This is a genomic window from Sphingomonas sp. (assembly GCF_036388215.1).
Classification (GTDB): domain Bacteria; phylum Pseudomonadota; class Alphaproteobacteria; order Sphingomonadales; family Sphingomonadaceae; genus Sphingomonas.
Window position 1 is genome coordinate 1 of the sequence record NZ_DASVSH010000002.1, and the last position, 12331, is coordinate 12331.

10 protein-coding genes are annotated in these 12331 nt (G+C 63.3%); 7 read left to right on the forward strand and 3 right to left on the reverse strand.

Annotation, left to right across the window (positions count from 1 at the left end):
- Positions 1–134: 134 nt before the first annotated feature.
- Both VF617_RS00730 and VF617_RS00735 read right to left on the reverse strand, forming a co-directional pair.
- Positions 135–560, reverse strand: a complete 426-nt coding sequence (locus VF617_RS00730; protein ID WP_331012939.1) for a hypothetical protein — start codon at positions 558–560, stop codon at positions 135–137.
- A gap of 1 nt (position 561) precedes the next feature.
- The gene (locus VF617_RS00735) at positions 562–1038 is read right to left on the reverse strand and encodes a hypothetical protein (RefSeq protein ID WP_331012940.1); all 477 of its coding nucleotides are present in this window, start codon (positions 1036–1038) and stop codon (positions 562–564) included.
- A 297-nt stretch (positions 1039–1335) separates the two neighbouring features.
- Between VF617_RS00735 and dnaE the strand changes: the two genes are divergently transcribed.
- Together dnaE and VF617_RS00745 are read left to right on the forward strand one after the other, a co-directional pair.
- On the forward strand, positions 1336–4935 hold the full coding sequence (gene dnaE / locus VF617_RS00740) for a DNA polymerase III subunit alpha (RefSeq protein WP_331012941.1): 3600 nt from the start codon (positions 1336–1338) through the stop codon (positions 4933–4935).
- A gap of 738 nt (positions 4936–5673) precedes the next feature.
- Positions 5674–7269, forward strand: coding sequence for a long-chain fatty acid--CoA ligase (locus tag VF617_RS00745; RefSeq protein ID WP_331012942.1), 1596 nt, complete (start codon positions 5674–5676; stop codon positions 7267–7269).
- Here VF617_RS00745 and VF617_RS00750 read toward each other — a convergent pair.
- Positions 7266–8012, reverse strand: a complete 747-nt coding sequence (locus tag VF617_RS00750; protein WP_331012943.1) for a GGDEF domain-containing protein — start codon at positions 8010–8012, stop codon at positions 7266–7268. The genes VF617_RS00745 and VF617_RS00750 overlap by 4 nt on opposite strands.
- A 109-nt stretch (positions 8013–8121) precedes the next feature.
- Between VF617_RS00750 and rutB the strand changes: the two genes are divergently transcribed.
- The 5 genes from rutB (at position 8122) to VF617_RS00775 (ending at position 12304) form a co-directional block, all read left to right on the forward strand.
- Positions 8122–8850, forward strand: coding sequence for a pyrimidine utilization protein B (gene rutB, locus VF617_RS00755; protein ID WP_331013010.1), 729 nt, complete (start codon positions 8122–8124; stop codon positions 8848–8850).
- A 101-nt stretch (positions 8851–8951) separates the two neighbouring features.
- The gene (gene rutC, locus VF617_RS00760; RefSeq protein WP_331012944.1) at positions 8952–9335 is read left to right on the forward strand and encodes a pyrimidine utilization protein C; all 384 of its coding nucleotides are present in this window, start codon (positions 8952–8954) and stop codon (positions 9333–9335) included.
- Positions 9335–10129, forward strand: a complete 795-nt coding sequence (rutD, locus tag VF617_RS00765) for a pyrimidine utilization protein D (RefSeq protein WP_331012945.1) — start codon at positions 9335–9337, stop codon at positions 10127–10129. The genes rutC and rutD overlap by 1 nt, the downstream gene beginning before the upstream one ends.
- 11 nt (positions 10130–10140) lie before the next feature.
- Positions 10141–11205: a pyrimidine utilization protein A gene (gene rutA, locus VF617_RS00770; protein WP_331012946.1), complete on the forward strand. Its 1065-nt coding sequence runs from the start codon at positions 10141–10143 to the stop codon at positions 11203–11205.
- 34 nt (positions 11206–11239) lie between these two features.
- The gene (locus VF617_RS00775) at positions 11240–12304 is read left to right on the forward strand and encodes a hypothetical protein (protein WP_331012947.1); all 1065 of its coding nucleotides are present in this window, start codon (positions 11240–11242) and stop codon (positions 12302–12304) included.
- The last annotated feature ends 27 nt before the right edge of the window (positions 12305–12331 follow it).

The following is a 12331-nucleotide window of genomic DNA, read 5'->3' on the forward strand; positions in this document are numbered from 1 at the left end:
ACTCGACCCACCCCTAACCCCTCCCTTCCAGGGAGGGGAATAAGAAAGATGCGCGGTGGTGGGGCGGGAGGAGGGCGCCCCACCACCGCGCATGAGGACAGCGTGCGTGGCAAGACAACTTTTGCGCCGCCCCCCTAACTCGTGCCCGCGCCCGGCAGGCAGATCACATATTGGCCGTTTGCTTCCATCGGCGGCGTGTCCTTGTCGTCATCGCCCTCGATCAGCTTGCCGAGTCCGGCGAGCAGCCCCAGCATGCTCGTCGCTCCCCTCAGGGGACGCCCGCGCGGATCGCGGCGCGGCTTCTGCAAGGCGCCTCGCGGGCCCCTGCGGCGCGGGGGCGGCATTATCCGTTGCATCCGGGCCGCGACCGAAGCGGCGTCCCCCGTCCGCCCGAACTCCCGCCAGACAATGCGGAAGCCCCGGGGCACTTCGGTCCAATCCTGTTCTTCGGCCCGGATCAGGTCGCATCCACAATGATGGCAGATCGCGAAATCCAGGCCCTGGTTATGGTGGTGGGTGGTGCCGGCATTGTGGCCGGTGAGCTTGCAGAGCATCGACATCTCAGTGCACTCCCTCAGCGCCAAGAGCGCCCAAGCGATAGGCGGCCAGGTCGCGGAATTGTTCGTCGCCGCATTGCATTGCGATCTCGGGGTTCCAGATTTCGAAACTGTCGCCGGCGCCGACGAACAATGCGCGGCTGCCGATCTTGCCCAGGTGGCGCATCGCCGGGGAGATCGTGAGCCGCGCCGAATCGTGCGGAAGCCGGTCAGTGAGGGCGAAGGTCCGGCGCATCCGGTGATAATGGGCCCGGGCGTCCTCGCCCTGGGCTTCGCCGGCGAGTCGCCGCCGCTCGTTGCGCTCGGCCAGCGTGGCCAGATGCTCGTGGCCATAGCCGATCAGGCAGGCGTCGGTCTCATGCTTGGCCAGCAGCCAATCGGCGCTCTCGTCGCTAAGCGCCTCGTTGAGAAAAGCGGGGATCGGCACGCCGCCGTTCGCATCGACTTCGCAAAGCTGGATACCAAGAAACAGGGTACTCATAGGGCTTACTCTCTGCGTTGGCACCCCTTGGAAGGCCTCGCGGTGCCGGGTTGCCTTATTCATGCCTTATTAGCGCCCGATTCTAGCCCTCCGATGAACCGTTCTATTTTATCGACGAATTGCAATCTATGTTTGGTAGATTGACCGTCCGATCGCGGTTCCGTTGGTCACCTGGGTCACTCCGACTACGGAATACCCCTTAGCTAATGCGCGGATATGCAAGTCTTTTTTCGAATTCTGTGGATGAATTGGGGTTGAACGCTGTTCAGCAGCAGCCCGAAAATCTAGACTCGCGGCATGGCGCATTCGGGATTCGTACCGCTTCGGGTTTTTTCCTGTTTCACCATGCTCGAAGGCGCGATCGAGCCCAAATTGATCGCAAAACGCGCCCGTGAGCTGGGCTTTCCCGCCGTCGCGCTGACCGACCGCAACGGGCTCTACGCCGCGATGCCGTTTTCCGAAGCGTGCCTGAAGGCCGGGGTCCAGCCCGTGATCGGCACGCTGCTGGCGGTCAAGCGGCCCAACATGCCCGAAGGCGTGACGGCGCCGATCGACTGGCTCACTTTGTATGCGCAGGATCAGGCCGGCTATGAAAATCTGTGCAATCTGGTCTCGATGGCGCATCTCGACCGGCCGATCGAGGAAGAGGCGCACGTACCCTTCGAGTCGCTGGCTGGCCGGACGGACGGGCTGCTGTGCCTGACGGCCGGGGCGGAAGGGGCGCTCGCCCGGCTCTATGCCGAGCAGCAGGACCGAGCGGCGGAGGACTATGCCGAGTCGCTCCGGGCGCTGTTTCCCGATCGGCTCTATATCGAGATCGTCCGGCGACTCGATGAAGTGGAGGGCCGCGCCGAGCCCAAACTCCTCGAATATGCCTATGCGCGCGATCTGCCGCTGGTGGCGTCGAACCCGAGCTGTTTCGCCGAAGAGGCATTTCACGAGGCGCATGACGCGATGCTCTGCATCGCCAATTCCTCCTACATCGCGAGCGACGATCGACCGCGCAGCTCGCCCGACGCCTGGATGAAGCCGGCGAACGAGATGAAGTCGCTGTTCGCCGACTTGCCGGAGGCGATCGCGAATACCCTGCTGGTTGCCCAGCGCTGTGCATTCGCCGCCCCAAAGCGCAAGCCGATCCTGCCTAGCCTCGCCGGCGATCCGGAGGCCGAATCGGCGATGCTGCGGGAGCTTTCGCGCGCGGGGCTGGAAAAGCGGCTGGCGAAGATCGCGGAGATGGAGGGCCGCCCTCTCCCTAAACCCGCTCACCCTGAGCTTGTCGAAGGGTCTTTGGCGCAAGCGTCAGGGCGGGCCTTCGACAAGCTCAGGCTGAGCGGGGAGGGGGATAAGGCTTCGGAAGCCGGGGACTGGACCCAGCCGTATCGCGACCGGCTCGATTTCGAGCTCGACGTCATCATCGGGATGGGGTTCCCGGGCTATTTCCTGATCGTCGCCGATTTCATCAAATGGGCGAAGGAGCACGACATTCCGGTGGGTCCGGGTCGCGGGTCGGGCGCCGGCTCGGTGGTAGCCTGGTCGCTGACGATCACCGATCTCGATCCGCTCAAGCTCGGGCTGCTGTTCGAGCGCTTCCTCAATCCCGAGCGCGTGTCGATGCCCGATTTCGACATCGATTTCTGCGAAACGCGGCGCGGCGAAGTGATCCGCTACGTCCAGCAGAAATATGGCCGCGACACCGTGGCGCAGATCATCACCTTCGGGACGATGAAGGCGCGCGCCGTGCTCAAGGATGTCGGGCGCGTGCTCCAGATGAGCTACGGCCAGGTCGATCGGCTCGCCAAGCAGATCCCCAACCACCCGACCGATCCCTGGACGCTCGAGCGCACGCTGAACGGTGTCAGCGAATTCCACTCGGAGTATAAAAACGACCGGGGCGTCCGCCACCTGATCGACCTGTCCATGCGGCTTGAAGGCTTGCCGCGCCACAGCTCGACGCATGCCGCGGGCGTGGTGATCGGGGACCGCCCGCTCGCCCAGCTCGTGCCGCTCTATCGCGATCCGCGCTCGGATATGCCTGTCACGCAATTCGACATGAAATATGTCGAGGCCGCGGGCCTGGTGAAGTTCGATTTTCTGGGGCTCAAGACGCTGTCGGTGCTCAAGAAAGCTGTCGAGATGCTGGGCGATCGCGGAGTCGATGCCGATCTGGACACGCTCGGCTGGGACGATCCCGAAGTCTACGAACTGCTCCAGCGCGGCGAGACCGTGGGCGTGTTCCAGCTCGAATCGGAAGGTATGCGGCGCACGCTCGCGGCGGTCCGCCCGTCGAACTTCGGCGACATCATCGCGCTCGTCTCGCTCTATCGGCCCGGCCCGATGGACAACATCCCGATGTTCGGCGCGCGCAAGAACGGGCGCGAGCCGATCGAATATCCGCACCCCCTGCTCGAGACGATCCTGGGCGAGACCTATGGCATCTTCGTCTATCAGGAGCAGGTGATGCAGGCCGCGCAGGTCCTGGCCGGCTACACGCTGGGCGGCGCCGACATGCTCCGCCGCGCGATGGGCAAGAAGATAAAGGCCGAGATGGACGCGCAGCGCGCTGGCTTCGTCGAAGGCTGCCTGCGCGTGAACGGCATTCCCGAACGCCAAGCCAACGAGCTGTTCGACTTGATCGACAAGTTCGCCGGCTATGGCTTCAACAAGTCGCACGCCGCCGCCTATGCGCTGCTCGCTTATCAGACCGCCTGGCTCAAGACGCACTACCCGCACGAATTCTACGCCGCCTCGATGGCCTATGACATCCACCAGACCGACAAGCTCGCGATCTTCGCGGACGACATGCGCCGCCTGGGGATCGGGTGCCTGCCTCCCGACATCAATGCCAGCCTGGCCGATTTTTCTGTCGAGAAGACCGAGCAGGGCTATGCCGTCCGCTATGCGCTCGGCGCGCTGAAGGGCGTCGGCGAGCGGGCAATGGAGCTGCTTGTCGAGGAGCGCGAGGCCAAGGGCCGCTTCAAGGCGATCGACGATTTCGCGCGGCGAGTGGATCCACGGCTGCTCAACAAGCGCCAGGTGGAGACGCTGGCGGGCGCTGGCGCATTCGATGCGCTGGAGCCCAACCGCGCCGGGCTGTTCGCGGCGGCGGAGACAGTTCTCGCGGTGGCGCAGCGCACGCATGACAGCCGGACCAGCGGGCAAGGCGGACTGTTCGGCGAGTCGGAGCCGGGCGGCGGGGCGATCTCCCTGCCGAGGAGCGCGCATTGGTCTCTCGCCGATCGCATCGCAGCGGAGAAGGATGCGTTCGGCTATTATTTCTCGGCGCATCCGCTCGACCGCTACGAGCATCTGGCCCGGCTTCACGGTGCGCGGGCGATCGCTTCGCTAAGTGAAATCCCGATTGCCGAGGGCGCGCGCATCGGCGCGACGGTGGCGGCGCTGATCGAGGATGCGCGGTGGCGCACCTCGGCGCGTGGCAATCGCTATCTGATGGCGACGATCAGCGACACCAGCGCACAAACCCCCATCACCTGCTTCGACGAACTGGTCGCCAAGGACATGGAAGAGGCTGCGCGGGCAGGGGGCTGCGCCCTGCTTACCGTCGAGCTGGACAAGCGGCCCGGCGAGGACGCGCCGCGCGTGACGGTTCGCCGCATCCAGCCGTTCGAAAGCCTGGCGAACAACGCGCAGCTCGTGCTCGAAGCGGTGATCGACGATCCACGGGTGCTGCCAATCCTTGCCGGCATCGTCGGCGATCAGCGCGGCGGGCGTGGGCAGATCCTGGTGCGCACCACGATAGCGGACGGGGAAGCGGAGTTGATCCTCGGGCGCGATTTCCGGCTGGACGGCGAACTCGCGCAGAAGATCGGCAACCTCGACGGCATCCGCTCGGTCTCGCTGAAATCGGCGGACAACCCAAGGTTGGCGGCGGCGGCCTAGTGATGCGGGTAACGCAGAGACCGGTGCGGTGACGCTGACCAATTCGACCAGCAAGTCCTTCGGCCTGTCGAGTCCGGTTTGGGAGTTTCCGCTCTCCGACGAGGCACTAGTAATAATTGCAAGAATAACACTCATGTGGGGAAGATTTGATTCCGAACTAGATCAGATTGTAAGGCATCTTTATCGATTAAGCGTAGAAGAGTTTGCCACTAATTTTGGAGGGAAGATGACCGGTCCCAAATTGGATTCGTTATACGCAGGAACAAGCCGGGCTCGATGTGATGAGAGTAGGAATGCTATATCTGAGATGGTGGCTTCGGGCCGAAATTGCATCTCTGACCGGAACTTAATGACTCATGGGTCGTGGGGCTGGAATTGGAATTCAAGAGAGAGACTTTGGTATCCAGCGGCGTACAGCATTAACAAAAAGAATTTTTTCTATGCCCATCAGCTTCCAGGCCTCCATGAAAGGGTTATCAAAGCAACGGTTGCTGCGGCAAAAGTGTCGCATTTGGAGTTTGTCCCGGAGCACCCGTACGAAGACAGACGGAATCGGCGATGCTTGTATGCCGCTGGTATCCACCCAGATGATTTACCTGGCTTCCCTGCACCGATGCCCAGATAGACGGGCCTTCCGAAATCTATCGCTCGTCGATTGACGGAATGTCGAGCAAGACGGCCTCTCGACTCGCCGACGGCCATCGACGTACGCTGGTTCAAACAAGGTGGGAGAGCGAGATGCTGGGTGGGATGCAAGATTTCGAGCTTCGGGTGCCGCGGCTTCTGGATCATGCCGCGCGCGAGCATTGGGGCCGTGAGATCGTCACGCGCTGGGCCGACGGCAGCGAGACGCGCACGACATGGGCCGGCATCGCCCGCGACGCCCGCAAGCTGGCGCAAGCGCTCGAACGGCTGGGCGTGAAGAAAGGCGACCGGGTCGCGACACTGGCGATGAACCACAGCCGCCATCTGGTCGCCTGGTATGGCGCGATCGGGATGGGCGGCGTGGTCCACACGATCAATCCGCGCCTGTTCGACGATCAGCTCGCCTTCATCGGCAACCACGCCGAGGACAGGGTGCTGTTCTACGACAAGGCCTTCGCGCCCATCGTCGAGCGGATGAAGCCCGAGTGGAGGACGATTCAGCATTATTACTGCTTCGACGGAGACGGCCGGGGCAGCTTCGAAGCCCTGCTGGCGCAGGAAGACGGCAATTATGCCTGGGTCGAAGGGGGTGAGCGCGATCCGTGCATGCTCTGCTACACCAGCGGCACGACCGGAAATCCCAAGGGCGTGGTCTATTCGCACCGCTCCAGCGTGATCCACGCGATCACCGAGCTTCAGCCTGCCGAATTCGATCTCTCGACGCAAAGCGTGGTTCTGCCGATCGTGCCGATGTTCCATGCGGTCGGCTGGGGGCTGCCCTTCGCTTGTGCTGCCGTGGGCGCCAAATTCGTGTTCAGCGCGGTCAACGAGCCCAGAATATTGTGCGAGCTCATGAACCGCGAAAAGGTTACCCACTCCGCCGGGGTGCCCACCGTCTGGTTCGGCATGTTCCAGCACATGGACGCGACCGGCGATGCGCCCGGGCACCTCAAGATCGTCACCATTGGTGGTTCGGCGGCGCCGCGCGCGATGATCGAGCGGATCATGAAGATGGGCGTGCGGGTGAACCATGCCTGGGGGATGACCGAGACCAGCCCGATCGGCACGATGGGCGCCCCCTCCGCCGATTGGGACGAAATGAGCTTTGACAGCCAAGTCGATCAGGTGAGCAAGCAAGGCAAGGTGCCGTTCGGTGTCGAGCTGCGCGTGGTGGATGACGAAGGCAATCTCCAGCCGCGCGACGGGCAGAGTTCGGGCCGGCTACAGGTGCGCGGCCCCTGGGTGATCCGCCAATATTTTCAGGACGAAAGCGGGCCCTGCGTGGACGCCGATAACTGGTTCGATACCGGCGATGTGGCGGTGCTCCACCCGGATGGGGTGATGCAGATCACCGACCGGGCCAAGGACGTGATCAAATCGGGCGGCGAATGGATCAGCTCGGTCGAGCTGGAGAATGCGGCGGTCGGCTGCGCGGGCGTGGCCGAGGCCGCCGCGATCGGCGTGTATCACCCGCGCTGGGATGAGCGGCCGATCCTGCTGGTGGTGCGCAAGCCGGACAGCCAGGTGAGTGTGGAGGATATCCAGGCGCACCTGGCGCAGCATGTCGCCAAATGGTGGCTGCCCGACGAAGTGCATTTCGTGGAGTCGCTGCCGCATACCGCCACGGGCAAGCTGCTCAAGACCGCGATCCGCGAGCAATATAAGGATTTCAAGCTCGCCGCGGCCTAAGCGGCCAGCCGCGTCCGATTCCGGCCGCCATGCTTGGCCTCGTATAGCGCTTCGTCCGCGCGGATGATCAGCCGGTCACGCGCTTCGCCCGGATGGCGGTTCGCCACGCCGACACTGATCGTGACGGGACAGAGCGCTCCGCTCGACAATATCAGCCGGCGCCTTGCCATGGCGTCGCGCAGGCGTTCGCCGGCGATGCCCGCTTGGGCGTGATCCGTATCGGGCATCAGCACTGCGAATTCCTCGCCGCCCAGCCGCCCGATCAGGTCCGGGCTGCGCATCGTCTCGCGCGCGATATCGGCAAAGCGCCGCAGGATTTCGTCCCCGCCGCCATGGCCGAAGCGATCGTTGACGCTCTTGAAATGATCCAGGTCGATCAGCGCGAGCGAAAGCGGTGCGCCGCTGCGTGCTGATCGGGCGATCTCCACATCGAGCGACGCCATGAAGGCGCGGCGGTTCAGCAAGCCCGTAAGCTCGTCGGTGGTCGCTGCCAGCCGAAGCTGCTCTTCCAGCCCCAGTGTGTCCATGCGGGCCTGGGACGCGCGAATTCCCGCCCAGGCGACGATCATAAGGAGGGCCAGCGCGGCGCCCGCGAGCGCATAATCGACCGCGCGACCGGCATTGATGGCATTTACCGCCATTGCGATCAGAATCAGCGCAAGGCCCACCACTGCGCTGAAGCCCATGATATGGCGCCGGCGGCTGGCCTGATGATCGTTTCTCGGCTGCGCTTTACTGCTCATGGCGTGCTCGTTGGTACGCCCCCTTTCGCACGGCATAACCCAAGCAGGTAAACAGGTGCTTGCGGCCCGCATCGCGCTGGTCCACCTTGGCCCGCTGCAAGGGGGCGGAATGGATCAGGCGGCGATTACGGTGGGGTCGGCGGAGCGCAGCGAGAGCGCAGTCACGCTCCCCGCGCGCCCCGAGCCGGTCCGCGTCGTGCCCGGCGAGACCGCTATCGTCGTGATCGACATGCAGAATGCCTATGCCTCACCCGGCGGCTATGTCGATCAGGCCGGGTTCGACATTGCGGGCGCGGCGGGAACGATTGGGCAGATCGCCAAGGTGCTTGAGACCGGGCGCAAGGCCGGCGTCCAGATCGTGTACCTGCAGAATGGCTGGGACCCGGAATATGTCGAGGCGGGCGGGCCGGGATCGCCCAACTGGCACAAGTCGAACGCACTCAAGACCATGCGCAAGCGGCCCGAACTGGCGGGCAAGCTGCTCGCGCGCGGGGGCTGGGATTACGACCTGGTCGACAGCCTCAAGCCGCAGGATGGCGATATCGTCATCGGCAAGACGCGCTACTCTGCATTCTTCAATTCCCAGCTCGATAGCGTGCTGCGCTCGCGCGGCATCAAGACGATCGTATTCGTCGGGATCGCCACCAATGTCTGCGTCGAGAGCACGCTGCGCGACGGCTTCCACCTCGAATATTTCGGCGTGATGCTGGAGGACGCGACCCACCATCTCGGCCCGCCCGCCATGCAGGACGCCACCGTCTATAATGTCGAGAAATTCTTCGGCTGGGTAAGCACCACCCAGGATTTCTGCGGAAGCTTCGGCCAGATGCCCAAGTGACTACATCCGCTCACCCTGAGCGGACTACATCCGCTCACCCTGAGCTTGTCGAAGGGCCCTTCGACAAGCTCAGGGTGAGCGGGACAAGAGAGGACTGACATATGCCCTTCGAACCGATCAACCCGCCGCAATTCCCGACGCCCATCGCGCCTTATTCGGCGGGGGCGAAAGCCGGAAACACCGTCTATGTGTCGGGCGTGCTCGCGCTGGGCGAGGGCGGGGCGGTGCTGCATGTCGGCGACGCCGCGGCGCAGACCCGCCATGTGCTGGAGGTCATCAAGACCACGCTGGAGGCGGGCGGCGCGACGCTGGCGGACGTGGCGATGAACCACATCTTCCTCAAGGACCTGGCGGACTACGCCGCGTTCAACCAAGTCTATGCCGAGTATTTTCCGGGCAGCAAGCCCGCGCGCTATTGCATCAAATGCGATCTGGTGAAGCCCGATTGCCTGGTCGAGATCGCCAGCGTCGCACATATCGCCTGATGGCTGAGATCGGGGGCCTTTACTGGGAATCGCACGGGCGCGCCGACGCCGAGCCGCTGATCCTCTCGCCCGGGCTGGGCGGATCGGGCCAATATTGGCAGCCGAACATCGCTGCGCTCGCCGAGCAGTATCGCGTGATCGTCTACGATCATCGCGGGACCGGGCGTTCGGACCGCGCCCTCGCGGGCCGCGTCACGATAGGAACGATGGCGGAGGACGTCATCGCGCTGCTGGACGGACTGGGCATCGAGAAGACGCACTTCCTGGGCCATGCCGCCGGCGGCGTGATCGGCCTTGCGCTGGCGCTCAGCGCACCCGAGCGACTGGCCGCGCTCATCGTGGTCAATGGCTGGTCCAGGCTCGATCCGCATTTCGCCCGCTGCTTCGAAACGCGGCTGGCGCTGCTGCGCGACGGCGGCCCGCGCGCTTATCTGAAGGCGCAGCCGATCTTCCTCTATCCGGCCAATTGGAGCTCGGACCATAGCGCCGAGCTCGACGCTGAGCTGGAAGCGCAATTGGCGGCCTTTCCCAATGCCGACACGATCGTGCGCCGCGTCACTGCGCTGCGCAGCTTCGATATCGATGACCGGCTGGCGGAGATCAATCTGCCGGTGATGCTCGTGGTTTCGGAGGACGACATGCTGGTGCCGGCCAAATGCTCGCATCGGCTGGCCAAGGGCATTTCGGGCGCGCAATTGGGCGTGCTCGGCTCGGGCGGCCATGCCTGCAATGTCACGCGGCCCGATATGTTCAATCGTCTCGTCCTGTCCTGGCTCAGCCAGGCGGGCCACTAGGAGCTAACACCATGCAGGTCGGCGTCTTCGTCCCCATCAACAATAATGGCTGGCTGATCAGCGAGAACGCGCCGCAATACCATCCGAGCTTCGACATGAACAAGGAGATCGCGCTCGCGGCCGAGAAGCACGGGCTCGATTTCCTGCTCTCGATGATCAAGCTGCGCGGCTTTGGCGGCAAGACCGAGTTCTGGGAATATGGCCTGGAAAGCTTCACGCTGATGGCCGCGCTCGCCGCGGTCACGAGCAAGATCAAGATTTATGCGACTTGCCCCACGCTGGTGATCCCGCCGGCCTTCGCCGCGCGCATGTGCAACACGATCGACAGCATCAGCCATGGCCGCTTCGGGCTGAACCTGATCACTGGCTGGCAGCGCCCCGAATACAGCCAGATGGGCATGTGGCCGGGGGACGAGCATTTCCGAAACCGTTATCAGATGCTCGACGAATATGCCGGAATCCTGCGCGAGCTTTGGGAAAAGGGCGTATCGGACTTCAAGGGCGATTATTACCAGATGGACGATTGCCGCGTCCGCCCCGTGCCGGGCGGCGATATGAAGATCATCTGCGCCGGCTCGTCGGATGAGGGCCTGGCTTTCTCGGCGAAATGGGCGGACTATGCCTTCTGCCTCGGCAAGGGCGTCAACACGCCAACGGCCTTCGCCTTCAACAACGAACGGCTCGCGGTCGCCACCGCCAAGACCGGGCGCGATGTTTCGGTCTTCGTTCTCATCATGGTGATCGCTGCCGAGACGGACGAAGAGGCGATGGCCAAGTGGAAATCGTATAATGACGGCGTCGATCACGAAGCGATCGCCTGGCTCGCCAATCAGGGCGCGGCCGACAAGTTCAACGCCACCACCAACGTCCGCCAGCTCGCCGCGCCCGAGGGCGCGGTGAACATCAACATGGGCACGCTGGTCGGCAGCTATGAGAACGTGGCGCGGATGCTCGACGAGATGGCCGAAGTGCCGAACACCGGCGGCGTACTGCTAACGTTCGACCATTTCCTGGAAGGCGTCAAGAATTTCGGCACGCGCATCCAGCCGCTGATGAAGAGCCGGCAGAAGGATTAGGGCGCGCCGATGGTGCGCGGTTACAGGGGGAATAATGGTCGGGATTCTTGTGTTGCTGTGGCTCGCGGCAATAGCGGGTGTCGCCTACCCTTACATTTGGGGCTCCCGGCGTTGGCAATTCGCCATTGCCGCCGCACTGATCGGCATCACGATCGGGGCAGTCGCTCCAAAGGACGGCAAATCTTCCGAAACGGCGATTGAGACAGCTTCGCCGCGGACGATGCCGGCTAAGCCCTTTCTCAGCATTGAGCCGAAGGCGCTGGACGCGCATCGCGTGCAACTGACGATCGGCACAAACCTTCCAATGCCGATCAAGGTGGCAACGTCGATCGACTTGCGAGGGCAAAAACCCACTGACACTTACATCGGCTATTCTGAATTCATCACGCTGACCGGCGCCTCTACGACTGTCGTGTTGGACACGTCCAAATCGGACAAGCCGCTGCCCGCCGGCGATTACGATGCGACCGTGGATTTCTTCCCGAAATGGGGAGCCGAAGGAAACGAACTCGCCAAGGGTGCTCCGCAACTCCATGCCGAAAAGCAGCTCAAGCTAGCCGGCTCCAGTGGTTCAGCCGCGGACGCGAGGCAATTGAACGAGCACCAGAGCTGGGTGATGGAAAACGTCGCCATGAACATGCCTTGGAGTAAGGCCTCATTCGAACGGCGACTGGGAAAATCCGACAAGGGGCGCTCTGACTTGTCGCACCTGCATGACGCTTATTACTTTCCCGGCGCGGACATGACCCTGCTCGTGAATCGTCTTCAAAATCAGGTTACGACATGGAAGATGGGCAACGCGATCCTTGCACCTAACGCCACCAAGGCCGAGTTCGAGAAGCGCGGGTTGAAATGGCCCCTGTCCGCGGAGGCAGGGTATCTAGGATGTGATGGCAATGCGGTCTGGTTCGCGACGGCGGACGGCACGACTTATGCCGTCAATGGGGCCGCGCATGGCCGATACAAGCCAATCGAGCCGATCTGGTCGATCGACCAGAAGATGATGCGGGAACTGAAAGCCGCGGGCGCCGGCGGTGGTTCGCCCGCACGCATAAATATCGGCGACTTGATTCAGGAAGGTTTGAAACTCTGTTCCTAAGTTGCGACGGGCAGAAAATTGCTTGGC